At 69.8% G+C, this 25,350-nt stretch carries 23 protein-coding genes; 9 read left to right on the forward strand and 14 right to left on the reverse strand.

Annotated features, from left to right (window positions below; all coding sequences use genetic code 11):
• A partial coding sequence (locus M0R80_16685; GenBank protein MCK9461266.1) for a tetratricopeptide repeat protein occupies positions 1 to 594 on the reverse strand: 594 nt, incomplete at its 3' end.
• Positions 594 to 1,067, reverse strand: coding sequence for a hypothetical protein (locus tag M0R80_16690; protein ID MCK9461267.1), 474 nt, complete (start codon positions 1,065 to 1,067; stop codon positions 594 to 596). The genes M0R80_16685 and M0R80_16690, both read right to left, overlap by 1 nt.
• Positions 1,068 to 1,085: 18 nt before the next feature.
• On the opposite strand from M0R80_16690, the gene M0R80_16695 reads away from it, so the two are divergent.
• The 3 genes from M0R80_16695 (at position 1,086) to M0R80_16705 (ending at position 3,816) form a co-directional block, all read left to right on the forward strand.
• The gene (locus tag M0R80_16695; GenBank protein ID MCK9461268.1) at positions 1,086 to 1,730 is read left to right on the forward strand and encodes a DUF882 domain-containing protein; all 645 of its coding nucleotides are present in this window, start codon (positions 1,086 to 1,088) and stop codon (positions 1,728 to 1,730) included.
• Between the two features lie 131 nt (positions 1,731 to 1,861).
• Complete coding sequence (locus tag M0R80_16700; protein MCK9461269.1) at positions 1,862 to 2,860, forward strand: hypothetical protein; 999 nt, start codon at positions 1,862 to 1,864, stop codon at positions 2,858 to 2,860.
• 104 nt (positions 2,861 to 2,964) lie between these two features.
• A complete protein-coding gene (locus M0R80_16705) occupies positions 2,965 to 3,816 on the forward strand; it encodes a hypothetical protein (protein ID MCK9461270.1) in 852 nt (283 codons plus the stop codon).
• A gap of 19 nt (positions 3,817 to 3,835) precedes the next feature.
• Here the strand turns inward: M0R80_16705 and lepA are convergent, their stop codons facing one another.
• The gene (lepA, locus tag M0R80_16710) at positions 3,836 to 5,644 is read right to left on the reverse strand and encodes a translation elongation factor 4 (GenBank protein ID MCK9461271.1); all 1,809 of its coding nucleotides are present in this window, start codon (positions 5,642 to 5,644) and stop codon (positions 3,836 to 3,838) included.
• Between the two features lie 152 nt (positions 5,645 to 5,796).
• Here lepA and M0R80_16715 point away from each other — a divergent pair, with 152 nt between their 5' ends.
• The 4 genes from M0R80_16715 to M0R80_16730 all read left to right on the forward strand — a co-directional run bounded on the left by M0R80_16715 (position 5,797) and on the right by M0R80_16730 (position 10,427).
• The gene (locus tag M0R80_16715; GenBank protein MCK9461272.1) at positions 5,797 to 8,112 is read left to right on the forward strand and encodes a hypothetical protein; all 2,316 of its coding nucleotides are present in this window, start codon (positions 5,797 to 5,799) and stop codon (positions 8,110 to 8,112) included.
• Positions 8,109 to 9,275, forward strand: coding sequence for a hypothetical protein (locus M0R80_16720; protein MCK9461273.1), 1,167 nt, complete (start codon positions 8,109 to 8,111; stop codon positions 9,273 to 9,275). The genes M0R80_16715 and M0R80_16720 overlap by 4 nt, the downstream gene beginning before the upstream one ends.
• Positions 9,276 to 9,396: 121 nt before the next feature.
• Positions 9,397 to 9,978 (forward strand): hypothetical protein, encoded by a 582-nt coding sequence (locus M0R80_16725; protein ID MCK9461274.1) that lies wholly within the window; start codon positions 9,397 to 9,399, stop codon positions 9,976 to 9,978.
• Between the two features lie 242 nt (positions 9,979 to 10,220).
• The gene (locus M0R80_16730) at positions 10,221 to 10,427 is read left to right on the forward strand and encodes a hypothetical protein (protein MCK9461275.1); all 207 of its coding nucleotides are present in this window, start codon (positions 10,221 to 10,223) and stop codon (positions 10,425 to 10,427) included.
• Positions 10,428 to 10,441: 14 nt separating this feature from the next.
• On the opposite strand, the gene ftsH is transcribed toward M0R80_16730, so the two are convergent.
• From ftsH to M0R80_16765, 7 genes are all read right to left on the reverse strand, one after another.
• Complete coding sequence (gene ftsH, locus M0R80_16735) at positions 10,442 to 12,277, reverse strand: ATP-dependent zinc metalloprotease FtsH (GenBank protein ID MCK9461276.1); 1,836 nt, start codon at positions 12,275 to 12,277, stop codon at positions 10,442 to 10,444.
• 61 nt (positions 12,278 to 12,338) lie between these two features.
• A complete protein-coding gene (gene tilS, locus M0R80_16740) occupies positions 12,339 to 13,763 on the reverse strand; it encodes a tRNA lysidine(34) synthetase TilS (protein MCK9461277.1) in 1,425 nt (474 codons plus the stop codon).
• Between the two features lie 60 nt (positions 13,764 to 13,823).
• On the reverse strand, positions 13,824 to 15,488 hold the full coding sequence (locus M0R80_16745; protein MCK9461278.1) for a protein kinase: 1,665 nt from the start codon (positions 15,486 to 15,488) through the stop codon (positions 13,824 to 13,826).
• Positions 15,489 to 15,626: 138 nt separating this feature from the next.
• Positions 15,627 to 16,352, reverse strand: coding sequence for a hypothetical protein (locus M0R80_16750; protein MCK9461279.1), 726 nt, complete (start codon positions 16,350 to 16,352; stop codon positions 15,627 to 15,629).
• A complete protein-coding gene (locus tag M0R80_16755; GenBank protein ID MCK9461280.1) occupies positions 16,340 to 18,373 on the reverse strand; it encodes a caspase family protein in 2,034 nt (677 codons plus the stop codon). The genes M0R80_16750 and M0R80_16755 overlap by 13 nt, the downstream gene beginning before the upstream one ends.
• 7 nt (positions 18,374 to 18,380) lie before the next feature.
• Positions 18,381 to 19,217, reverse strand: a complete 837-nt coding sequence (locus M0R80_16760; protein ID MCK9461281.1) for a hypothetical protein — start codon at positions 19,215 to 19,217, stop codon at positions 18,381 to 18,383.
• Positions 19,214 to 19,714 (reverse strand): sigma-70 family RNA polymerase sigma factor, encoded by a 501-nt coding sequence (locus M0R80_16765; GenBank protein ID MCK9461282.1) that lies wholly within the window; start codon positions 19,712 to 19,714, stop codon positions 19,214 to 19,216. The genes M0R80_16760 and M0R80_16765 overlap by 4 nt, the downstream gene beginning before the upstream one ends.
• Positions 19,715 to 19,893: 179 nt before the next feature.
• Here M0R80_16765 and M0R80_16770 point away from each other — a divergent pair, with 179 nt between their 5' ends.
• On the forward strand, positions 19,894 to 20,511 hold the full coding sequence (locus M0R80_16770; protein MCK9461283.1) for a hypothetical protein: 618 nt from the start codon (positions 19,894 to 19,896) through the stop codon (positions 20,509 to 20,511).
• Here M0R80_16770 and M0R80_16775 read toward each other — a convergent pair.
• Genes M0R80_16775 through holB form a run of 4 tightly spaced genes read right to left on the reverse strand, consistent with a single transcriptional unit; the run spans position 20,508 to position 24,824 of the window.
• Positions 20,508 to 21,296: a TatD family hydrolase gene (locus M0R80_16775; GenBank protein ID MCK9461284.1), complete on the reverse strand. Its 789-nt coding sequence runs from the start codon at positions 21,294 to 21,296 to the stop codon at positions 20,508 to 20,510. The two genes, M0R80_16770 and M0R80_16775, sit on opposite strands and share 4 nt — an antisense overlap.
• Positions 21,293 to 22,300, reverse strand: coding sequence for a HEAT repeat domain-containing protein (locus M0R80_16780; protein ID MCK9461285.1), 1,008 nt, complete (start codon positions 22,298 to 22,300; stop codon positions 21,293 to 21,295). The genes M0R80_16775 and M0R80_16780 overlap by 4 nt, the downstream gene beginning before the upstream one ends.
• Positions 22,297 to 23,796, reverse strand: a complete 1,500-nt coding sequence (locus M0R80_16785) for a hypothetical protein (protein ID MCK9461286.1) — start codon at positions 23,794 to 23,796, stop codon at positions 22,297 to 22,299. The genes M0R80_16780 and M0R80_16785 overlap by 4 nt, the downstream gene beginning before the upstream one ends.
• Positions 23,793 to 24,824, reverse strand: a complete 1,032-nt coding sequence (gene holB / locus M0R80_16790) for a DNA polymerase III subunit delta' (GenBank protein MCK9461287.1) — start codon at positions 24,822 to 24,824, stop codon at positions 23,793 to 23,795. Before holB ends, M0R80_16785 begins: the two co-directional genes overlap by 4 nt.
• A gap of 118 nt (positions 24,825 to 24,942) precedes the next feature.
• On the opposite strand from holB, the gene M0R80_16795 reads away from it, so the two are divergent.
• Positions 24,943 to 25,350 (forward strand): 2Fe-2S iron-sulfur cluster-binding protein (locus tag M0R80_16795; protein MCK9461288.1); only part of this gene is annotated, 408 nt, incomplete at its 3' end.

Below are 25,350 nucleotides of genomic sequence, written 5' to 3' on the forward strand. Positions count from 1 at the left end.
TCCGGTCACGATGACGCGCACGGTCACCGCCTCGGGGACGCCGTCCGAGCACACCGCGACGTACGGGTTCAGCGCGCCGAGCGCCTCCTGCATCGCCCCGACGTCCGGGAAGTAGGGGAGGGCGTCTTTCGCGGGCGGCTCGGCGGGCTCGGCGCACGCGATCCCCTTGGCGGCCATGAGATCCATCTCCTCGAGCCGCGTCATGACGCCGTGGACGAGCCGCGGATCCGCGCCGGAGGCCGCCTTCAGGATCCCGAGCGCCCTCTCGTAGAGCGCGCGCGCCTTGTCCGCGTGGCCCATGCGGACGTGGACCGAGGCCTCGTCGTCGAGGCACGACCCGAAGTCGGCGCTCCGCGCTCCCGCGGACTTCTCGATCGCGGCGCACGCCTTCTCGAGCGCGGCGAGCGCTGCGCCGTTGCGGCCGTCCTGCTTCAGCGCGTACGCCCGCTCGACGAGCTCCTCCGCGGTCTTGTCGGCTGGGCCCGGGATCGCCGTCTCGCCGAGCACCGGATCGATCTCGGGGGCGGGGCGCGGCGCCTCCTTGCCGCAGGCCGCGGCGAGGAGGAGGGCGAGTGCGGCGATCGTCGCGCGCATCAGAACGAGAACCCCGCCTTCTCGCACCGGGCGCGGAGCTGGTCGCGCGGCAGGCACTTGATCCTGTCGAAGGTCGCGGCGAGCCCCCGGCCCCACTCCCGAAGGCTCGCGAACGAGCGCGCGTCCTGCGGCGGCATCGTCTCCGGGACCGTGAGCTCGCCGGAGCCGTCGCTCGCGAACCGGATCTGCCACGCGGTCGAGACGCCTCGGATCTCCTTGTAGTCCGTGAAGATCGTCAGCTCGGCGGGGCTCACCTGGTAGATGGTGTAGCCCCGCGCGTGCAGCGCTCCTATCATGGCGGACAGCGAGCGCTGATCCGGCAGGAGCCCGTCGCCCGGATCGCGCTGGCAGGCCGCGAGCGGGATCGGCCGGAAGACGGTCGCGTCGACGGGCCCCGGATCCCCGCCGCACCCGGGCGCCGCGAGGATCACCACCGCGAGCGCGAGGCCGATTCCTTTTCCGAGGCGCGACATGTCGTCCATAATAGGGGCATGTCCCGGCACCGGCAACACCTCAAAGGGGCGATCCTGGCGCTCGCGGCGGCGGCGGTCGTGTCCGCGTCCGCGCGCGCGCAGGTCAGCGAGGAAGATCCCGTGGCCGAGGCCGAGGCGGGCGAGCCGGCCGAGTGCCGCCCCGTGCCGGACGTGAAGTCGGAGAAGGAGTACCCCGCGCTCGACGCGCCGGCGCGGCGGCCGGGAAGGGCGGAGGTGGCGACGACGCTCTTCAACGTGCACTCCAAGGAGACGCTGCCGATCCTGAAGGGTCGCGCGCCCTCGCCCCGGCTCCTGGCGCTCTTCTTCCGGTGCCGCGGGTTCGCAACTCGGCGCGACCTCGATCCGCGGCTGCTCGAGGCGGTCCTGGCGGCGGCCGAGGAGTTCCGCGCGCCGCGGGTCGACGTCGTCTCCGCGTACCGCTCGGCCAAGATGAACGACTCCCTCGCCAAGAAGGGGCGCCGGGTCGCGTCCGAGAGCCGGCACACCTCGGGCGAGGCGATCGACTTCAGCCTGCCGAGCGCGAGGGCGCGCCGCGTCGGGGACTGGCTCTGGCAGTGGTGGGAAGGCGGGGTCGGGATCTACGACCGCGACGATTTCGTGCACATCGACGTCGGCCCCAAGCGGCGGTGGAACGGCCGCTGAGCGAGTCGTCCCGGGCGTCCGGGCGATTTCCTGGCCCTCCTTCCGTTGACGGTGGAACTCACGGGGCGTACATTTCGCCGACGCGCACGCGCGGGTGCGCTCGCCGGGGGGCCGAAGGGTAGGTCGACCACATGCGATTTTGGAACCTCTGTTTCGCGGCGCTCACGCTCGCCCTCGCCGCCCTCGTGGGGACCGCGGCCGACGCGGCGCGGGCGCCCAAGAAGAGCTGCACCCTGCACGCCGACTGCGGCTCCCCGAACGAGTACTGCCAGTACGGGAAGTGCCAGCCGCTGAGCGCCGAGGAGAGCTTCCTCGGCGTCGGGATCGAGCAGGGGGTCGCGTTCCCCGCGTACCTGTACATCGACGGCGCCATGATGGGGACGCTGCCGTGGGAGGGGATCGTCGCGCCCGGCCCGCACGCGATCCGGGTCGACTGCGAGGGGATGGCCCCCGTGGAGTTCCAGGGCACGAGCACGCCCGGCGCGGTGGACTACATCCCCATCCGGCTCGTGCCGCTCGCGCCGCCCGCCTCCGGCGCGCCGACGGGGGGCGGTCAGGGCGACGGGGCCGAAGGATCGGGGGAGCGCGGCGTGCCCGGGACGCTGCGGCTCGGCCTCGGGATCGGCATCGGCTACGGCACCGCGATAGGCTCCCCCGACTGGAGGCGCCCGGTCGTCACGCTGCAGGGCGGCGGCTCCTTCGGGCTGCGCGTGCTCACCCGGCCGTTCTGGCTCGAGCTCGGGGTCGCCGTGACGAGCACGACGCTGAAGATCGTCGACTACGGCATGGACACGGACGGCGACGGCGACGACGACCGCTGGATGCGGTTCGGCGACTTCCTCAAGCTCGACCTCGGGCTCCAGTTCCGCCTCCTCTTCCCGGTGAAGGAGAACCTGTTCTACCTCGGCGCCGAGTTCTCGCCGGGCGCCGGGATCAGCAACCACAACTACGTGTACGGAGATCTGTTCTTCACGATGTCCATCTTCCCGCACGAGCTGTTCGAGATCTTCATCAACCCGGTCGGCGTCGACTACCTCCAGGAGCTCGCCACGAGCAACGCGAGCTACATCGTCTCCTACAAGGCGACGCTCGGCGTGGCGCTCCGGTTCCCCAAGAAGCCGCTCTTCTGATTCCCGACCCGAGCCGATTTTCCTGTTCGCTTGAATAGGGGACGGAGGATTGGTAGTCTATGGGCAGGGTTTCCATAAATCGTAACCGACGAGGAGTGAGGAAAATGCGCAAGATAATGGTGTGCGGCGTGCTCTTGGGCGGGCTCGTGATCGCGATGTCGTCCCAGTCCTGCAAGGGCGAGAGCGAACCCATCAACGGCGTCTGCAAGGACTTCTGCGACAAGCTCGTGGACGCCATGGACGATTCGGACTTCTACGACCTGAGCTACGAGGGCGTGGCCGGGACCAAGAAGAGCTGCGGCCAGGACTGCACCGAGGTCGTGAACGAGTACAAGAAGCTCGACCGCGGCGACATGGGCGACTGCGTGGAGTGCATCGCCGACAAGGGGTTCAACCAGATCGGGGATGCCTGTTTCCCCGACAAGGACGAATGGCGCATGTCGGATATTCCGGGCGACATCCCTGGCCATAGTTATGATTCGGACACCTGCGCGCTCGAAGAAGTCGGCGATGACTGCATGAAGAAGTGCGACCGGGACGACATCGAGTACGGCGACGACGACGGCCTGCTCATCGCCGAGTTCCTGCAGGACTTCCAGAGCGACTTCGTCGACCACTGGAGCGGCGCGGAGCCGTTCTGCGACGGGTACGGCGGCGACGACCTGTGCTGCAAGGAGTCCAACCCCTGCGCCATCCTCGACAACAACGGCGACTGCGAGTGCGGCGGCGACTGCTCCTGGGACACCTACGACTGCAATGACGGGACCGACATCGACACGGATGTCGACACGGACGTGGATTCGGACACCGACACCGACACGGACCTCACCTACTGCGAAGGCTACACCGGCACGAGCGCCTGCTGCACCGAGGATAACCTCTGCGACTGGTCCGAAGACGGCACGTGCGACTGCGACGCCACCTGCTCCTGGGACACCCTCGATTGCGGCGTCTAGATCGATCCGCCCGACGCAGCTAGGGCGGCGCCTGCCTGTCGATCTTCAGCAGAGACAAGAAGGCCTCCTGCGGGATCACGACGTGGCCCACGGCCTTCATCCGCTTCTTGCCCGCCTTCTGCTTCTCGAGGAGCTTGCGCTTGCGGGTGATGTCGCCGCCGTAGCACTTGGCGGTCACGTTCTTGCGCATGGCCTGGACGTTCGTCCGCGAGATGACGCGGGTGCCGATCGCGGCCTGGATCGCGACCTCGTACTGCTGCCGCGGGATCAGCTCCTTCATCTTGCGCGTCAGCTCGCGGCCGATGATGAACGAGTTGTCGCGGTGGACGATCGCGGACAGGGCGTCGACCGGCTCGCCGTTGACGAGGACGTCGATCCGCACGAGGTCGCCGGTGCGGTGGCCGATCACCTCGTAGTCCATGGACGCGTAGCCGCGCGACACGGACTTGAGCTTGTCGAAGAAGTCGAACAGCACCTCGGCCATGGGCAGGTCGTAGATCAGGATCGCGCGGCCCGGCCCGGCGTAGTCGAGGCTCTGCTGGACGCCGCGGCGCTCCTCGCACAGCTTGATCACCGGGCCCAGGTGCTCCGAGGGCACGTGGATCGACGTCTTGATGAACGGCTCCTCGATCGACTGGATGCTGTTCGCGTCGGGCATCTTGGCCGGGTTGTCGATCCGCCGCTTCGAGCCGTCGACCATCGTGACGCCGTAGACGACCGTGGGCGCGGTGGTCACGAGATCCTGATCGTACTCGCGCTCGAGGCGCTCCTGGATGATCTCCATGTGCAGGAGCCCGAGGAAACCGCAGCGGAAGCCGAAGCCCAGGGCCTGCGAGGTCTCGGGCTCGAAGACGAACGACGAGTCGTTCATCACGAGCTTCTCGAGCGAGTCGCGCAGATCCTCGTAGTCGGCCGGATCGGTCGGGAACACGCCGCAGAACACCATCGGCTTGACCTCGCGGAAGCCGGGGAGCGGCGCGGCGGCCCGGTTCTTCGCGTCGGTGATGGTGTCCCCGATCTTGGTCTCGTGCACCGACTTGATGGTGCAGATCACGTAGCCGACGTCGCCCGCGTCGAGCCGCGCGAGCTTCAGGGAGGCGGGCGTGAACGTGCCGACCTCGGTGACGTCGTAGGTCCGGCCGGCCTCCATGAACTCGACCTTCATGCCAGGCGCGAGCGCGCCGGAGAACACGCGGACGAGCACGACCGCGCCGCGGTAGGTGTCGTACCAGGAGTCGATGATCAGCGCGCGCAGCGCGTCGTCGCCCGCGGCGACCCTGGGCGGCGGCACCCGCGCGACGATCGCCTCGAGCAACTCGGCCACGCCCTCGCCGGTCTTCGCGGACACCGCGAGCGCCTCCTCGACGGCGAGGCCGAGGACCTCCTCGATCTGGCGGAGCGTGCCCTCGACGTCGGCGCCGTTGACGTCGATCTTGTTCACGACCGGGATGATCTCGAGGTTCCCGTTGATCGCCAGGTAGGCGTTGGCGAGCGTCTGCGCCTGCACGCCCTGCGTCGCGTCGACGAGGAGCACCGCGCCCTCGCACGCCTGGAGCGAGCGCTCCACTTCGTAGTGGAAGTCGACGTGCCCGGGCGTGTCGATCAGGTTGAGCCGGTAGGCCTCGCCGTCCCGGGCGACGTACTTGAGGCGCGCGGTCTGCGCCTTGATCGTGATCCCGCGCTCCCGCTCGAGATCCATCTTGTCGAGGTGCTGGGCCTTCAAGTCCCGGCGATCGACCGCGTCGGTGATCTCCAGGATCCGGTCCGCGAGCGTGGACTTCCCGTGATCGATGTGCGCGATGATGCAGAAGTTCCTGATCTTTTCCATGTCCACGAGGCGTGAATATCCGCGATCATCGGTTCGAGCGCAACTATCCCGTGCTCCGCCGGCTCGAATCGCCTGCGCGCCCTGAAAAATCTGCTATCCTTCTGTCCTGAAGTCCAACCAATGCCGCCCCGGGGCGGCGACGAGGAGGCGGCATGCGCTTCGCGGGGATCGCGGTGGTTTTCGGGCTCGCCTGCGCGGCGGGGTGTCACGAGCTGGCCAAGCCGATCGACTACACGGGGACGGACGGCGGGGACGACGACCTGCTCGGGCAGGGAGAGGACTGCTCGACCGGCCTCGCGTGCGCCGAGGGGCTCGTGTGCGCGGCGGACGGGACGTGCCAGCCCGAGGGCTCGGACGGCACGACGCCCGAGGACGGGCCGTGCGTCTCGTCGGCCTACTGCGCGTTCGGGCTCGTCTGCGCGGCGGACGGCACCTGCCAGCAGCCGGGCGACGAGGGGACCGGGGAGTCGGGCGCCGATTGCGACGGGAACGAGGACTGCGTGTTCGGCCTCCAGTGCCTCGACGGCGCGTGCACCGGGTTCCAGATCCCGTACTGGCCGGGCGCCGACTGCCAGGATCCCGCGGAGTACGGCGGCGAGTTCAAGGCGTTCTTCGACGCGAAGATGGACGACGGCGACTTCTACGCGCTGCCGTTCCCGAACGACATCCGCCTGAACGACGGGCACGTCGATCTCACGGGGCACCCGAACCCCGGCGTGCTCGTCGAGGAGCTCGGCAACCCGGTCGACGACTACTTCGACATGATTCAGGAGGACATCGACGGCTTCGGGACCGCGAGCTGCGTCTACTTCCGCTTCTCGCGCTGGCTCGACGGCGAGACGCTCGTGAACCAAGAGAACATGATGATCATCGACGTCACTCCGACCTCCGACAAGTACGGCCAGCTCGCCTCGGCCGGCTACAGCGGCGGGACCCAGCGCGGGCGGTACATCTGCTGGAACTGGCTCGCGCTGTGCCCCTCGCTCGGGCGGCCGCTCAAGCCGAACACGACGTACGCCGCGATCCTGCTCGACACGATCGAGGACGACGAGGGGAACGCGCTCGCGCGGGACGCGGACTTCCCCGACATGCTCGGGAACACCGAGCCCATCGACCCGGGGCTCGTCGACGCCTGGAACAAGTACGCGCCGCTGCGCGGCTACCTCGCCGACGATGCCGTGACGAAGCCCTTCTCGGGGTCCGACGTCGCGGTCGCGGCGGTCTTCACGACCCAGCGCACCATCTACGACGTCATCCCGAACGTGCGCGCCGCGGTGCGCGCCGAGGAGGCGCCGGCGATCGCCGATCTCGAGACCGACACGTCGGGCGACCTGTACGACCTCCACACAGGGACGCTCACGATCCCGTTCTACCAAGCCGGGACGCGCCCGTTCAGGGCCGTCGAGGACGGCGGCGCGATCGAGTACGACACGGGCGGCCTGCCGATCCTGGTCGAGGAGGAGGCGGTGAAGTTCGCGCTGACCGTGCCGGTCGGGACCGCGCCGGTCGACGGGTGGCCGGTCATGATCTTCGCGCACGGCACGGGCGGCAGCGAGACGTCGTTCGTGGACAACGGCGTCGCGGATCGCATGGCGGCGCTCGGCGTCGCGGTGATCGGGATCGAGCAGGTGCAGCACGGGGACCGCCGCGGCCTCCCGTCGGGGCAGGAGGATCTCGAGGTCAACTCACCCGAGCGGCTGTTCTACAACTTCCTGAACCCGCGCGCGGCGCGCGACAACAACGTGCAGGCCGCCGCCGACCACTTCCAGGTCGTGCGGCTCATCGAGGGTTTCTCGTCGATCTCGGGGACGTCGGTGTCGTTCGACGCGGACAACGTCCTCTTCTTCGGCCACTCGCAGGGCTCGCAGGGCCCGTTCCTCTTCGCGGCGCACGAGCCCGCGGTCACGATGGTCGTGCTGAGCGGCGCGGGCGGGTACCTCCTGGACTCGTTCCTCGAGAAGAAGAACCCGTTGGACGTGTCGGCGGCGATCAAGGTCGCGCTCGCCGATCCCGCGGTGGAGCGGGAGCACCCGCTCCTGAACCTCATCCAGGCGGGGCTCGACAACGTCGATCCGATGAACCACGCCCCGGCGGTCTTCCGCTCCGACTGGAGCGACTACCTGTGGACGCCGTACCCCCACCGCCACGTCTTCATGTCGTACGGGGTGGGCGACACGTTCACGCCCGAGACCACGCAGCTCGCGCTCGCCAAGAGCCTCTGGGTCGATCAGTGGCCGCTCGATCCGGACGACCCGCTGCCCAGCATCGACGTCATCGAGTCGTTGCCGCACTCCGGGACCAAGCACTGGTTCGGCGACGACATCACGGCGGTCGTGGTCCAGTACGCGCCGGACGACGACTACGACGCCCACTTCGTGATGTTCGAGCACCCGGACGCGATCTCGCAGCTCGACTCCTTCGTCGAGACCTACCTGGCCGACGGCGTGCCGTCGCTCCTCGCGCCTTGACGCGCCGCGTCGCGCTCTGGGTGATCGCGGCGGCCGGGCTCGCGTCCTGCGATCCCGGGATCGTCTCGGTGGAGCTCGTCGACTACGTCCCCGAGGAGGACGCCTACGACTTCCGCGTCGTCGAGGTCGAGACGCTCGACGACGTCCACCGCCTGGACGGGCGGGCGACCTCGCTGATAGGCGACGCGGAGCTCGTGCTCGACTACAGGACGGGCACCCTCGAGTGGAAGGACCCCGGCTACCGCGTGGCGTTCGCCGCCGTCGAGTCGGGCGGCGCGCTCGTCCCGGAGGACTTCGACTCCCTGGCGATGGTGTCGATCTACTATCAGATCGAGCGGTCGCTCCTGTTCTTCGAGGACGAGGGGCTCGACACCGGCCGGCTCGTGCACATGTCGACCTACTACTGGCCGAGGTTCACCATCGTCGAGACCGACGGCGCGGAGGAGATCATGGTGGACAACGCCTTCTACCTGTACGCGACGAGCGCCACCCGGTCGTTCTACGTCTTCCCGCACGAGCAGTTCGGGTGGCTGCCGCTGTCCATGAACGGCGGCGTCATGACCCACGAGTTCTCGCACGCCGTCTACGACGCGCTCGTCACCGAGCCGAACCGGGCGGTGATCGACGGGGGCGGCATCACCTCCGCGGCTGCCAACTTCATCTACGGGCTGAACGAGGGGATCGCCGACGCCTTCGCGGTCGCGCGCCTCGGGGACGCGGACTACATGCGCCATTCGATCGACGCGGGCGTCTTCGTCTTCTCGTGCAACGGCGGCGGCTACCAGGACATCGTCCGCGACGCCTCGATCCCGGTGCCCTACACGGCGGCGTTCGATTCCGCGGCGCGCAACCGGCCGCCGGACGAGTTCTGTCCGTACGACATCGGCAGGTTCGTCTCGTCCGCCCTCTACGCCGCCGCGCTGCGACGGGAGGGGGAGGGGGAGGAGGGCGCCGTCCCGTCCCCGGAGACCCGTTCCGCGTTCACGGGAGCGCTCCTGCGCGCCCTGGACAGGCTCGGACAGGCGTTGCCGTACGACTTCGAGCTGTACGATCTCTTCAACCTGTTTCTCGAGGAGCTGCCGGAAGAAGCGGCGCGCGAGGCAACCTGCTCCGCGCTCGAAGAACTATATGCGATGCATTACTCTGAAATCACGGGCTGCTGATCGCCCGCGATCGGTCCGGCTCTTTGCCGCGGCGCTGTTCTCGGCGCTATTTCTCTTTTCTTGCAATGGGTTAGCATCGGAGCCGGTCGAGAACGACGGGGCTCCGACACCCCGTTGGCTCGTGGACGTGGGCGTCGGGTTTCGCGCCGGCGGCTGCTTCCTGAGCTCCCCGACGAACGGCCGAAAGTTCATTGACGGCGCGGCGTTGGGCGCCGAGCTCGTCTGGGGCGTGTTCGCGCTCGAGCCGCACAGGGTCACGCTGGGCGCAGGTTTCCTGTGGCTCTCGCCGGAGCGCGAAAGCGGGACCGCCGCGATGCGCGTGGAGACCGAATACACGCGATTCGACTTCACCGCCGGTTACGACTTCACCTGGCGGCTGCTCGTGGCGGGCGCGCACGTGGGGCTGGGGCTCGGCGTGAACCGCGTGAAGACATCGTACGGGCAACCGGGCTGGGAGGTCATCGAAAACGAAATCGTCTATCACGAGCCCGAAGATCCGGAGGTCCGGGAAAGAGTGGGCTCGGATCCCGGGTTTCTGGCGGGGCTGAGCATAGGCGTCGAGCTGGGAGAGCTCTGGGGAGTGCCGGACCTGATTGAAATCCGCGCAAAATCCGATTACTTGCTCCGGGGAGCGAGAAATGAGTTCACGGCGATGGCTGCTGTCGTGTTCTGGCTAACGGCATTTACCCGAAGGGACAGATAGTCCGATTATGAGTAAATACAGCAATTTGACTGACCATATATGAACAGAAATCTCGCTTCCTGTAAGTTGACATAATATATCTTCTGCGACAAAACTGGGACAATCCCGCCTGGGCACGATTCGCCTTGCTCTTTGTTCAGTGTCCAAGTATCATTGCGGCCATACGTCGCAGCCTGGCTTCGATCCCCCCTTCCGGGCGGTCGAATTGTAGGCTCGGGTACCTAGGGAGGAAGCGAGCTCAGATGACCCAGAGAACGGTGAAGGCGAACAGAGGGAAGGCGCCGGTCTGCACGCGCTGCGGTCTGCACGCCGAGGTGAAGTGGCGCAAGCGCTGGTACTGCGGTGCGTGCCTGAACCCGGAACCCTCCGAAGAGTACCTCAAGGTCGAGCGCGAACGAGCCAACGGCCAGTGGGGTGGCCTGTACGCCGAAGCCTGGGGCCGAGTCTAGGTCTCGAGAAGTCCCTAAACTTCCGAACGCAGCGGAACCTCGCCGTGGGCGCCGTGCGCCGAGAGGATCTCGTCCACTTCCGGTCCGTCGAGCGACTCGCGTTCGAGGAGCGCCTCCGCGAGCGCGTCGAGCGCCGCACGGTTCGATTCGATGATCCCGCGCGCCCGCTTGTACTGGGACATGACCAGGGCGTGCACCTCGTCGTCGATGAGCTCGGCCGTTTTCTCTGAAAACTCCTGGTGTTGTGCGATCTCCCGGCCGAGGAAGATCGCCTCTTCCTTCTTCCCGTAATAGAGCGGGCCGAGCTTCTCGTTCATGCCCCACTCGCAAACCATGCGCCGGGCCATCGACGTCGCCGACTGGATGTCCATCCCCGCGCCGGTGCTCAGCTCCTTGAAGACGAGCTCCTCCGCGATCCGCCCGCCCATGGAGACCGCGATCCTGGAGAGCGCGTACGACTTCGTGAGGTTCAGGCGGTCCTCGAGCGGCAAGAGCTGCGTCAGCCCGAGCGCCCTGCCCCGCGGGATGATCGTCACCTTGTGGACCGGATCGGTGTCCGGGAGGAGGCGCGCCACGAGCGTGTGCCCCGACTCGTGGAACGCGGAGATCCGCTTGTCCTTGTCGCTGATGATCATGGAGCGCCGTTCCGCGCCCATCATCACCTTGTCCTTGGCCTCCTCGAAGTCGTCCATCTCGAGGACTTCCTTGCCCTTGCGCGCGGCCAGGAGCGCCGCCTCGTTGACGAGGTTCTCGAGATCCGCGCCCGAGAACCCCGGCGTCCCGCGGGCGAGCACCGACAGATCCACGGCCGAGGAGAGCGGCGTCCGCCGCGAGTGCACGGCGAGGATCCCCTCCCGCCCCTTGACGTCCGGGTTCGGGACCACGATGCGCCTGTCGAACCGGCCGGGCCTGAGGAGCGCAGGGTCGAGGACGTCCGGCCGGTTCGTGGCCGCGACGATGATCACGCCGTCGTTCGCCTCGAAGCCGTCCATCTCGACGAGCAGCTGGTTCAGCGTCTGCTCGCGCTCGTCGTGGCCGCCGCCGAGGCCCGCGCCGCGCTGCCGCCCGACGGCGTCGATCTCGTCGATGAAGATGATGCAAGGCGCGTTCTTCTTGCCCTGCTCGAAGAGATCGCGGACGCGGGAGGCGCCCACGCCGACGAACATCTCCACGAAGTCGGATCCGCTGATGGAGAAGAACGGCACGCCGGCCTCGCCCGCGATGGCCCGCGCGAGGAGCGTCTTGCCGGTCCCCGGTCCCCCCATGAGGAGGACCCCCTTCGGGATGCGACCGCCGAGCCGCTGGAACCTTTTGGGATCCCTGAGGAAATCGATGATCTCCCCCAGCTCCTCTTGCGCCTCGTCGATCCCGGCGACGTCCTTGAAGGTGACCTTCTTGCTGTGGTCGGACATGAGGCGCGCGCGGCTCTTGCCGAAGCTCATCGCCTTGCCGCCGCCGGTCTGGATCTGGCGCATGAAGAAGAAGAACACGAGCAGCAGGATGATCATCGGCAGCCACGAGATCAGGAACCCGTGGAGCAGGCCGTCGTCGCTCTCCTCCTGGTACTTGACCCGCACGCTGCGGGACAAGAGCTCCTTGTTGAACTCGCGGTCCGGATCGACGCCGATGGTCTGGACCTTCTCGGGAAGGCCCGCGGCGTTGTTGCGGACGTAGAGGTAGCGCCGGCCGCTGATGGTGACCTCTTTGATCTTGCCGCTGTCCAGATCGGTCTGGAACTCGGAGAAGTCGACCTCGCGGCCCTTCCCGTCGCTCTGCAGGACCATCACGACGAGCAGGAAGAGGAAAATCAGGATTCCCCAAAGGAGGATCGTTTTAACGCGTTGGTTCACGGTCTTGTCAGTCTCCCGAAGCGACGCGAAGTCGTATCACGGTGAATTCGGTTGTTCAATTTCAATAACCATGGTCCCGCAAAGGGAAATCGAGATCGAGGAAGGGCGCGCCGTCGTCGAGCAACCAGCGGACGACGATCCCCCCGACGCGGCTCTGGAGGTGGCCGGGACACGAGAGGACCTCGTCGCCGAGCGCGAGCACGGGGACGAAGTCGCGGTACGGTCGCGGGACCCCTCCCTCGAGGAGAAGCTGCTTCAGCTTCTTCGAGGAGCCGAAGACCCGGTCCCCCTTGCAGCGCGCGCGCAGCTCGAGATCCGCCACTCGCAACGACCGCGGCGCGTCCTCCGCCACCTCGATCTCGCAAACCGCCCCGAGCGCTGCGAAGCGGGCGCGCCAGAGCCGGGGTCCGGCCGCGACGGGTTGTCCGGCGCCGGTCGGGCGCTGCGGCAGGGCGCGCGGGAAGGTGAAGAGCGATCCCCGGTACAGGTACGCGACGGCGCCCCCCGGCAGGGGGATCCTCGACGTGCTCTTCCCGTCCGCGAGGAGCTGGAGGATCAGTTCGTAGTGCCCCCTGTCGATGCCCTGGAGATCGCCGCGCACGGTGCGGAGCGCGTGCCGGATGAACCGTCCCCACAGGGCGCGCGGGACAGAGGCGAACGCCGCGGCGTCGGCGCGGACCCCTCCCGCGAGGCGCAGCGGCACGAGCGCCCCCTGCCCCTCCACGGCGCGTTCCAGGTACGCGGAGGCGCCGCGCAGCTCGCCCGCGGTCGCCGCGATCCGCACGGCCGCGCGGGGCTGGAGCTGCTCCATGAGCGGCAGGAGCTCGCGCCGGATCCTGGTCCGCAGGAAGCGGGGATCCGCGTTGCTCGGATCCTCGGCCCAACGGGCGCCGATCGCCAGGAGCGCCGCGCGGATCTCCTCGCGGCCGAGGTCGAGCAGCGGGCGAGCGACGATCATCCCGCCGCGCTGCTCCCGGATCGGCGGGATCCCGCCGAGGCCGTCCAGCCCGGAGCCGCGCAGGAGCCGCATGAGAAACGTCTCGGCCTGGTCGTCGCGCGTGTGGCCGGTGGCGACGACGTTCGCGCCCACTTCGGTCGCCAGGGTGAAGAGCGCCCGGTACCGCGCCTCCCTCGCCCAGGACTGGAGCGAGCCCGCCTCGCGCGCGGCGGCCGCCTCCTCGCGGGCGATCAACAACCGCACCGCACGCAGCTCGAGCGCCCGCGCGGCCTCCTCGACGATCGCCCACTCCGAGTCGACATCGCGCAGCCCGTGATCGACGAAGCCGGCCGCCACGGTGCAGCCGCCGCCCGCGTCGTCGCGCGCCCACGCCGCGGCCGCGTGTAGCAGCCCCATGGAATCGGAGCCGCCGGACACGGCCACCACCACGGGCCGATCCTTGGGAAAGAGGGTCCGCAGCGCCGTGAAGGCCGGCCCGAGCGCCTTGCGCAGCGCGCTCGCCCCTTCCCTCGCTTCGTGAGAAGTCATGCCGGGATCCCCAATCGCACTGATCGGGTTGCGCTCATGTCGCGCGTGCGGCCGCGGAGCCTAGCCCCAAGGATCGGCCAGATCGGAGTGCTTGTCGCCGCCGCCCTTCTTGACCTTGACCTTGGTCGGCTCGTCGCCCGACGACTCGCCGGCGCTCTTTCCGCCCGACGTTCCCGACTCGCCCGACTTCTTCGAGCCGCCGCTCTTCTTGATCCGCTCGAGCTCGACCTCGAACGCCTCCGGCGTCCCCGAGGAGATGACGACCTCCCGCGGCGTGTACCCGTCGAGCTTCAGCGTGTACGTGACCGGGGCGTCGCCGGCCTTGGGCTTGACGAGGTCGAAAGGCAGCTTGCCCATGAGCGCGTTGCCGAGGAAGAGCTCGGCGCCGGTCGGGACGCTCGTGACCTTGATGATCGACACGACGGCCGGCGTCTCGACGGGAGGCGCGACGACAGGCGGCGCGACCTCGGCCGGCTCCGGCTTTTCGGGCGGCGTCACCGGGGCCACCGGGGCCTGCAAAGGCGTCTTCCCGGAGCTCGCCGCGGCCTCGGTGCCCTTGCCGCCGAAGCCGAAGAACAGGACGGCCGCCACGATGCCGAGCACGACGACGGCGCCGAGCCCGGCGAAGATCGGCCACTTCGGTTTCGACTGGGGGCGATCGTCGCGGCCCCACGCCGTCGTCTTCGCGCCCACGACCTGGTTGGGAGACGGCGGCGGCACCGTGGTCGTCGAGGTGTCGCGCATCTGGTCGTACACGATCTCCGGGGTCTTCCCCTCGGCGACGGCGCGCAGATCCTCGGCGAACTCGTCCATGCTCTGGTAGCGCTTGTCGGGCTTCTTCGCGATCGCCTTGAGCAGCACCGCCTCGAGGTTGTGCGGCATGTCGATAGGCGGGACCAGCCGGCGCGGCGGGATCGGCTCCTCGTAGAGGTGCTTCGTGAGCACCCCCATGAACGTGTCGGCCTCGAACGGGACGTGGCCGCACAGCATCTCGTACATGATGATGCCGAGCGAATAGATGTCGGTGCGGGCGTCGACGCCGGAGCCCGCGGCCTGCTCCGGCGACATGTACTGCGGCGTCCCGAAGATCATGCCGGTCTTGGTCAGGCGCTTGCCGCCCTCGCCGGCCTGTACCTTGGCGATGCCGAAGTCGAGGACCTTGACGAAGTCGTCCACTCCGCCCTTGCGGACCAGGAAGATGTTGTCCGGCTTGAGGTCCCGGTGGACGATGTCCGAAGCGTGGGCGGCGGCGAGCCCCTCGCAGCACTGCACCATGATGTTCAGCGCCCGCTTCGGTTCCATCTTGGGGCAATCCCCGATGACGTCGTGCAGCGCCTTCCCGTCGAGGAACTCCATCACGAAGTAGGCCGCGCCGTCCGGCAGCTGCCCGAAGTCCGTGATCTGGATGATGTGGTCGTTGCCGATGGCGGCCGCCGCGCGCGCTTCCTGGATGAAGCGCTCGGAGACCTCGCCTTCACCGGTGAGCTCGCCGCGCAGGATCTTCAGCGCGCACTTGTTGCCGATGACGGCGTGCTTGGCGAGGTACACCACGCCCATGCCGCCCTCGCCCAGCTTCTTCTCGACGTTGTACCTGCCGTCGATCGTAGTTCCGACGAGGGGATCTTCCAGTTTCTTTTCGTCGAGCTCGGCGAGCGTCTGGCCGTCGTTGGGGCAGAACTCTTCGTTCCCCAGGAACCGTTTACCGCACTTCGGACACGCTTTCATGAACCACCATCGCGTTCAGGGACGAATCCCGCGATCCCCGCAGGGATCAGTGTCTGCCGGTCCCCAATTCATAACATTGTAGTAGGACGTGACGGAATAGCAACCGATCTGAATTTCTCGGCGGGGGGCCTCACGCGATCATCGGAAGCCGCCGCCGAGCGACACCCGGATCCCGCCGCCGGCGGTCGTGAGCTCCACCCGCTTGCCGGGGTCGTCGCCGTAGGTGACCACGACCGTGCCGTCCGCCTCGGTGTGCTCGACCGCCCCGGCCGCGAGGAGCGCGTCGTCGATCTCGACCTCGCCGCCGTTCGCGAGGCACTCGATGAAGAAGCCGACGAGCCCGACCGAATAGCGGATGTCGCCGCGCCCCGTCTCGATGCGCGCCTTCGCCGCGCCGTAGTCGTCGACCTCGATGGCGCCTTGCGCCGTCTCGAGATCGAGCGGTCCCGCCAACCCGAAGACCTCGATGTCCCCGGACTCGACGGAGACCGCGAGCCCCATCTCCCGCGGCAGGTCCGAGACGCGGTCCAGCTCGAGATCGACGAGCCCCGCGAGATCGAGCGGCGGGTCGAAGGTCAGCGTGAGATCGCCCGCGCCGTACTCGGCGTCCAGTCCGGCGTGCTTCAGCCCCTCGCGCGCCTCGCGCCGCGTGGCGCCGACCGAGGAGCGCGTGCCGCGGATGTCGACGTCCTCGACTTCCAGGCCGCGCACGACGACGTCGCCGTCGAGCCCCTCGAGGACCACCTCCCCGGCGCTCCCCGGCGCGAAGGTCTCGTCGTAGTCGTCGGTCTCCAGGACCTGGATCGCGCAGCCCGCGGCGCACGCGCACGCGGCAATGACGATGCTCCGGCTCAGTGGTGCCACGTGAGGCCTCCCATGTACTCGATCGCGAACGCGTGGGGCGCCTGGACCGCCTCCCCGAGCACGCGCCGAGAGCCGACCGTCCACCCTCCTCGCGCGCCGAAGTCGAGCGACCAGGCGCGCGCCGGGAAGTAGTGGAGCCCGGCCGCGACGTACGGCATCGCCGAGAAGGCGTGCGCCGGCGTGCCCTCCGCGGCGCGCTCGACGTGGATCTCGGCGACGAGGCCCACCGCCGCCGACCAGCCGAGCCGCCAGGCGATCATCCCGCGGGCCTTGACCTCCGGGCCGAGGCTCAAGGTGGTGGCGTCCGCGTTCGGGTAGACCGCGATGTTGCGCAGCCCGAGCACGACGTTCTCGTGGACCGCGAAGCCGGCGCCGAGGCCGTAGGACATGCCGTGCCGCAGGCCCTCAGGCGTCCTGGCCAGGAGCGGCGCCGCGCTGAGCTGGACGTCGAGACGGGTCGAGGAGAGGTCGGGCGTGCCCGGCCCGCCGCGCGTGTCGTAGTAGAACGAGTCGATGGCGGCGTAGGCGTAGGTGTAGAGCGCCGTGAACGCGAACGCCGCGGATCCGGCGAACGCCGCGCCGTACCGATCCTCCGGAGCGCCCTCCTCGACCTGTCGCCCCGTCAGCAGGGCGCCCGCGAGCGCCGCCGCGAAGACGCCCGTCAACAGGCCGGCCTGCGCGTACCGCTTCTCGACGCCGTGCGCGATCCCGGGCAGGACGAGCGATGCGCCGAGCGCCGCGGCCGGATGGAGCCTCGCGCCCTCCCGCTTCGCGAGCGGGCGGGACACGTCGCCGCCGGCCGGACCCGGCACGATCTCCTCGGAGATCGCGGTCGATCCCGGGCGCACGCCCGACGCATCTTCGCCCCACACGGCGCCGCCGCCGAGCGGCGTCTCGCCGAGCGGTCTCGTGGAACCGTCGTCGTACATCGCCCCTTCGGGCTCCTTTCCGGGTTCGGGCGCGCCGCCCTTCGAGGCCGCCGCGGCGATGGGGCGCTCGGTGAACGAGCTCTGATCGAGGATGCGGACGTCGCCGTTCGCGAGCGCGATGCTCGCCGACCACAGGCTGCGCGCGTCGCGCCACCGCACCTCGTAGCTCCCGGGCACGAGGGCGACCGTCATCTGGGCTCCGCGAGGCTTGACGACCTCGGCGTCGATCTGGCCGCCCTCGCCGACGAACATGACGGTGCCGCCGAGCCCGGGCGCCAGCTCGACCCGGGCCCTGCCCGCGCGGACCGCGGTGAGCGTCACCTCTCCCTGCCCCTCCAGCGCGTAGAGAAACGTGGGATGCTGCGCGCCGCCCGAGGTGCCCTCGGTCTCCTGGACCGTGAACCTGTAGGCGTACTCGTAGGCCTCCACGGCGGAGACGGTGCCGTCGCCGGTCGCGTCCGCCGGGCCTCGCAACCCGGACATGAGGTGGTGGCTGAAGAACGACGAGCGCAGGACGTCCGACTCCTGCGCCGGCTCCGCGGCCGAGGCGGAGGTCAGGATCACGAGCCCCTCGACGTCTACGGGCCGCTCGTCGATGAACGGCGAGACGACCTTCCCGCCCTTGGATCGCGTGATCTCGCCCGACTGGCACGCGTCGACGATCGCGATCCGCACCTTGGCGGGCATCAGCTCGAGCCGCTTGCGGAGCTCGGAGACGGAGATGCCGCGCCCGCCCATGCGGAGCCAGCCCGAGTCCGCGTGGCCGGAGTAGTAGAAGACGAAGACCGTGTCCCCGTTCGCGCCCTGCGCGCGGGCCGCGACGTCGTCCAGGGCGCGTCTGAGATCGTCGGGGCCGGCGCCCTCGAGCAGGGCGAGGTCGCCCGACTTCACGCCGCCTATCTCGGACAGGAGGGCTGCCATGCGCCGCGCGTCGCGCTCCGCGTACTTGAGCGGCTCGGCGCTGGCGAGGCCGATGTTGTTGCCCGCGATGACGGCGAAGCGCGTCACCTCGTCAGCCGCAGCGGCCCCGGCCGCCAGGAGGAAGGCGACGGCGATGGCCGCCGCCAGAACGCGCTCGCATCTCCTCCTCAAAGGAGCCCTACTCCTTCCGGATCCACACGCTCGCCTGAGCGCACTCAAAGGGAAGGCGATCGACGGACGCGAGATCCGCCCGCGCCTCGACGAGCGAACGGGCCGCCTCCTGCACCGCGCCGAGGTCCTCGGCCGCCGGGCCGGTGCACAGAAAGAAGCGCTCAATCCCCTTCGCGTCGTCGAGCTCGATCGCCGCGCCGAGGTCCCGGCCCCTCCCCCCGCGGAGGGCGCGATCGCCCTGGGCCGCGAACGGGAGGTAGGCCGTCACCGCGCCGCCGCCGTCGATCCCGACGAGGGCGAACGCGGGCGCGTCCGGCCCGTCGTACCAGAACTGGATGCGGTCCCCCGCGACGAGCCGTTCGCCCGGCCGGCCGACGCTCCTCGCGCCGCCGCGCGACACGTAGAACCCGAGGCTCAGCGCGACCTCGTCCGGCGCGGCAGACGCCCCCTTGGGACGCACCGTGCCCAGATCGCCGCGGTCGCCGATCCCCGGCACGAGCCCCTGCCCGGACGGCGCGCGCCCTTCGGTCGGGCCGTTCGTCCACACCACGGCGGCGATCACCGCGGCCGCGGCGGCGGCCGGCACCGCGATCATCCACCGCTGCACCCAGCCCCGCGAGGCCTTCCGCTCCTGCCCCTCGGCGAGCGCGCGGATCGCCCCGGGCAGCGGGCGCAGGGCGAACGCACGGTCGTCCGCCGCGGTCGCCTCGAGCCGGCTGCGGCACGCGGGGCACGAGGAGATCTCGGCCTCGACGCGCGCGCGCGCCTCTCCCGCGATCTCTCCTTGGAGGTAGCGCTCCACCGCGAGCTGGCTCAGGTGCGTGTGCCCGGTCGTCGTGTTCATGGCACGGCCCTCAGGAGGCGCGCCGCCCGTTGCCGCGCCTTCTCCTTGAACTTCGCGATCCGCTTGCGCACCAGGGACACGGAGCAGCCCAAGATCTCCGCGATCTCCTGGTGGGTCATCTCCTCGACCTCGGCGTACAGGACGGCCTCGCGCGTCGCGTCGTCGAAGTCCGCGAGCAGCCGGATCACCAGATCGCGCTGCCACGCCTCCACGGGCTGCGTCGGCGCCGGCTCCTCGAGCGCGGTCAGGTCGAGCCGCTCCCTGTTCCTCGCGTCGCGGATCCTGTTGAGGCAGATGTTGGTCGCGATGCGGTAGAGCCAGGTGGCCGGCGAGGACTGGCCCCGGAACGCGCCCATCGACCGCAGCACGCGGACGAAGACCTCCTGTGCCGCGTCCTCCGCGTCGTCCTCCCGCTTGAGGATGCAGAGGCAGCGCCTGCGCACCATGGCGCCGTACTGGCGGTAGATCCGATCGAGCTCCAGGGTCTGTGCCGTCATCGCTCCCCGTTCCGTGCGATAAGCATTCGCAGCGCCGAACGGGGCCGTCAAGTCGGAGATGGTGAACGCGACGGCCGTGGGACCCATGCTCGTTTCCCGCCTTTCATGATGTTCGACCCGCGGGGAGTATGGAAAAGTGAAAAAAAATGTTACCGTCCCCAACACCGAGCGGGGAGTGAATGGCGAACGAAACCCAGGGCAGCACGGTCGTCACGCGGGTCACCGGCAAGAAGGACTCCGACGTCCACCCGATGATGAGCTACACGGCCGTGACCTCGCACCGCGAGATGGCGGTGGCGTTCGTCCGCGAGCTGATCCGGCACGGCAACCACATCATGAACGACCACGAGCTCACCATCGAGGACCTCGTGACGATCTGTCACCTCGCCCTCGCGCAGCGGGAGACCGGCGTCCTCATGCTCGAGGGGCGCCACCTCCGCGGCCGCGTCAGCGAGCAGATCTCGCGGGCGGATCGCTACAACGAGCCGTTCAGCCTGATGATCCTCCAGCTGAACTCGTCGCTCGACCGCTCGGGATACGACTCGGTCGTGGACACGCTGTGCGAACGGATGCGCAAGACGGATCTGATGTTCATCTTCAAAACGCGCCTCGCCCTCATCCTGCCGCACACGCAGAAGGATCCGTGCTCGATCCTCGCGGCGCGCATCCAGCAACTCCTAGAGACCGCGGTCGCGACCGGGATCATCGACGCGATCCCGACGCTCACCTACCCGGATCCGGAGATCACGTCGCGCTCCCAGGTGCTCGACTGGGCCGAGGATCAGCTCCGGGGCTAGCGCTCGAGATCGTCCAGCCGGAAGCAGCGCCGCGCGTTCGCGGCGGTCGTCTCGGCCATCTCCTCGGCCTCGACGCCGCGCAGCTGTGCGAGCTTCTCCACGACGTGCAGCACGCGCGCCGGCTCGTTGGCCCTGCCGCGGAACGGGACGGGCGAGAGGAACGGCGCGTCGGTCTCGGCCATGATCCGATCGACCGGCGTCGAGACCGCCACGGCGCGCACCGGGTCCGCGTTGGGGAAGGTAACGATCCCGGAGAAAGACAAATAGAGGCCCAGGGTGAGGGTGCCTCGGGCGAGCTCCTCGCCCGACGAGAAGCAGTGCACGACGCCGCCGATCTCCTCCGCGCCCTCGTCCCGCAGGATCGCGAGCGTGTCCCCGTCCGCCTCCCGCGTGTGGATCACGATGGGCATCCGCGCGTCGCGGGCGATCCGGATCTGGCGGACGAACGCCCGGCGCTGCTCCTGAGGCGCGGAACGGTTGTAGTGGTAGTCGAGCCCGATCTCGCCGAGCGCGACGACGCGGCCGTGATCGAGCCCGCGGCGCACGCCGTCGAGGACCCGATCCGACGCCTCCGACGCCGCGTGCGGATGCACGCCGACCGCCGCGAAGATCCGCGGATCCCCCGAGGCCAGGGCGAGGGTCGGGGCGTAGTCGCCGACACGCGTCGCGCCTGCGATGGCGACGATCCCGGTCAACCCGGCGGCGGTGGCGCGATCGATCTGGGCCCGCGCCTCGGCCTCGCCGTCGGCCAGGTCGAGGTGGGCGTGGGAGTCGAAGAGGTTCATCCCGCCTCCGCGCCGAGGGAGCGGACCGCCTCCTCGAGCTCCTCCGCGATCTCGGGCGCCAGCGCCCTGTTCCCCATGGCGCCGCGCATCGCCGCGAGCGACTCGTCCGGCAGCTCCTCGCCGATCGCCGCGAGGGTCTGCACGAGGATCGACGCCTCGAGCGCGTCGGCGGCCCCGAACCGCGACGCCACGCACGCCGCGAGCCCCCTGGAGGGGAGCATCGCGATCGCGTGGACCGCGGCGAACCGCATCTGCCGTCGCCAAGAGCCGAGCATCCGAACGAGCGCCCTGCGCCCCGCCTCCTCGCCGGAGCGGGCGAGCGCGGCGGCGGCCACCGCCTTCAGCTCCGCCGGTGCGAAGCGCCTCGCGACGACCTCCAGCAGCGCGTCCGAAGCGATCGCCCTCCCCGACCGGCCCAGCGCCTCCGCCGCCTCCTCGGCGCCCTCGCCGCCTCCTCCGAGCATCTCCACCGTGACCGCGGTCCCGCGCGCATCGCCCAACCGCGAGAGCGCGAGCGCCGCCTCCTGCCGCACGTCCCGCGTCGGATCGCCGAGCAGCCCCGCGATGGCGTCGGCGGCGGCGCCGTTCCCCCGGAGGCCGAGGACGCGCGCCGCGGTGGCCCGCACGGCCGGTGACTCGTCGGCGAGCATCCGCGCGGCGAGCGCGTCGGCATCGAGCGAGAACGCTTCGGCGTTGCTGAGCGCCGCGCACCGCACGAGATCAGAGGGATCCGCGGTCCACCCCTCGGCGCCGGCGGACGCCGCGGCACCGCCCGATCGCGCGTGGCTCGCCAGCCCCTCGATCGCCTGCGCGCGGACGTCCTCGTTGGGGTCTCCCGCGAGCGACGCGAGCGCCGTGACCGCCCGCTCCCGATCCGGCCCGTCCGCCCGCGCGAGCGCCATCGCGGCGACCCAGCGCGCCTCGATCGACGCGCTCCCGGCGTCCCGCAACGCGGCCTCGATCCGCGGCAGCTGCATGGGCAGGCCGAAGATCGCGAGGATCATGGGGTGGGATCCTCCGGGAGTTCGGAGGCCTCGTCCGGAGCTTCGGCTTCCGGCGCGGCGGCCTTCTCCGGGACGCCGACCGGCGATATCTTCTCCACCGGGAACTCGACGAGCCCCGGTTCGTCCGCGAGCTGCACGCGGACCACGCGCTTGAGCACGTCCCGATCCTTGACGCGTCCCTCGCCGTTCGGCGTCATCACGCGCCGCCCCACGCGCGGCATGCTCCGCGCCGCCTCGCGGTAGACCTGATCCTCGTGCGCCAGGCAGCACATGAGCCGGCCGCAGAGCCCGGAGACCTTCTCCGGGTTCAGCACGAGATCCTGGTCCTTCGCCATGCGGATCGACACGGTCTGGAACTCGCGGATGTAGCGGTTGCAGCACAGCCGCTGTCCGCACGTGCCGATGCCGCCGAGCATCCGCGCCGCGTCGCGGACCCCGATCTGCCGCATCTCGACCCGGATGTGGAGCCGCCGTGCGAGATCGCGGACGAGATCCCGGAAGTCCACCCGGCCCTCGGCGGCGAAGAAGAACACCGCCTTGTTCCCGCCGTGCAGGTAGTCGACGCGGATGAGCTTCATGTCGAGGTTGAGCTTCGAGATCGCCTCCTGGCACATCGCGAGCGCCGCGCTCTCCTTTGCGAAGTTCCGTTCGCGCTGCCGCATGTCGTTGTGGGTCGCCTTGCGGATGACCCGCGGGAGCTTGTCGTTCCTCTGTCTCCGCCGCGTGGTCGGCTGCATGACCCGGCCGAGCGCGAGCCCGCGGCCGGTCTCGACGATCACCTGCTCGCCCAGCGCCAGGAGAATATCCTGGCTGTCGTATTCGGCGACGACGCCGGCGTCGTAGAGCTTGATCCCGACGACGTCCATGAGCGCCCCGGCCGCGTCCGCGGGCGCCTCCGGGAGATCGTCGAGCAGCAGGCTGTCGTCCGTCTCGTGCGGCTTGAGATACTGTATCTCCTCGGGCTTCATGGTCGAGTAGTCCGCGCGCCCGTCGCCGACGTCGCCCTCGTCCTTGCCCCAGGAGCCGCCGTCCAAAGGCTCGGCGTACACCACCTCGCCGTCGGCGGGCGGCGCGTACGCGTCAGGGTCGGGCTGCGGTTGCCCGGGCTGGCGGACGGAGCGCGGCTCGCCGGATTGCGGGGCCTGCCCGTCCCGATGCGGCGCGCCCGGCCGCCCCTGGGCCCGCGGCCGCCGATTCCTATCACCCCGATCAGAGCTCTTGCGCTGCGGGTCGCGCTCCGGACCGCGGTCGCGCTGCCGCTGCTGTTGCGGCGGCTGCTGCTGCCGTTGCTCTTGCGGCTGCTGCGGGGACTGCTGCCCGGTGTCCGGACGCTGCCCGGGCTGGTCGGGTTGCGGCCGTTGCCCCTGCTGCTGTCCGTCGGCACCGCCACCGTGCGATCTGCGCCGCCTGGACCTGGAATGGCGCCGCCGTCCACCGCCACCGCCGCCCTCGCCGCCGGTCGGCTGCCCGCCGCCTGGGTTCTGCTCGTCGCTCATCTTCCACCGATCCTGTACCAGCCCGCGCCGAGGCCGCGCCGCCCTCTCGCGGCCATGACCACGCCCTCGAGCGCGAGCTGAGGGTTCATGTTGTTCTGCGCCATCGCCGTGAGCGCCCGGTGCACCGCGGCGATGTCGTCCGCCGGTGCGCGACTCGAGGACGCCTCGAGCAGCGGCGCGAGCCTCTCCGAGTACCTGGACAACAAGGCGCCCCCGCCCACGGGGAGCGCCCTCCCGCTGCGCGCGAGGAGCACCTCCTCGAGCACCGCGAGCGCCAGCTCCAGCGCCGCGACGGTCTTCTCGCGATCGCCGCGGAGCGCCTCCGACGCGCGGAGCGCGCGCTCCGGCGTCTTCTCCGCCGAGGCCGAGAGCAGCTCGACGACGATCTCCAGGAGGGCGTCGAGCTCCTCGCCGACGTGCTGCGTGGCGCGCGCGAGGCTCCCCCCCGAGAGCGCCGCCGCGACGCGCGCCGCCTCGGGATCGGCGCCGCCCTCGGCGAGGATCGCCGCGACGGTCGCCTCCTCGAGGGGCCTGAAGCGCACGACCTGGCAGCGCGACCGGACCGTGCGCAGCAGCGCCGACGCGGCCGACGTGATCAGCACGATGAAGCTGCCCGCCCGCGGCTCCTCCAGGGTCTTGAGGATCGCGTTCGCCGCGGCATCGGTCATCGCCTCCGCGGGGTCTATGATGAGAATCTTCGAGCGCGCCTCGTGCGGGCGCACGCCGAGCCACCTGCTGGCCTCGCGCACCGCGTCGATGGGGATCCGCTTCTTGTCGTCCGGGACCCCGAGGAGCCGCACGTCGGGGTGGACCGCCTCGCCGATCCGCCGGCAGTGCTCGCACGCGCCGCAGGGTTCCGCCCCGGGCCGCTCGCAGCAGAGCGCCATGGCGAGCGTCGTCGCGGCGCGTCGCTTGCCGACCCCCTCGGGCCCCGTGAACAGGTAGGCGTGGGGCACCTTCCCGGAGGTCACGGAGCGCCTGAGGGTCGAGGTCGCGTGCTCTTGATCCCGGATCTCTGAAAAGCGCATCACTGCGCGGACTACCACGCGGCTCGTCTGCCGGTCAATTCGCCGCTCTCGCCCGCGCGCCGTTCCGGGCGCTTCGGCGCTTGCCCCGGATGGCTCGCGGAGGTAATGAACTCGACAGATGATCCGCTTTTTCCTCAACGATTCGGAAGTGGCGCTCGAGGCCGAGGAGGACACGATCCTGCTCGACGTGCTGCGGAAGCGGCTCGGGCTCGTCGGGACCAAGGAAGGGTGCCGCGAGGGCGATTGCGGCGCGTGCGCGGTGCTGCTCGGCGAGCCCAGGGACGGCTTCGTCCTGTACCGGCCCGTGTGCGCGTGTCTCGTCCCTTTGGGCGACGCCGAGGGCCGGCACGTCGTGACCATCGAGGGGCTGCGCCTCGACGGGCTCTCGCCGGTGCAGGCCGCGCTCGTCGACAGCGGCGGGATCCAGTGCGGCTTCTGCACCCCCGGCATCGTGGTCGCGCTCACGGGCCACCTGCTCGGCGCGTCCCGCCTCGAGGAGGACTCCGCCGTCGCGAGTCTCGCCGGC

The sequence above is a fragment of the Pseudomonadota bacterium genome, from assembly GCA_023229365.1.
Classification (GTDB): Bacteria; Myxococcota_A; Polyangia; order JAAYKL01; family JAAYKL01; genus JALNZK01.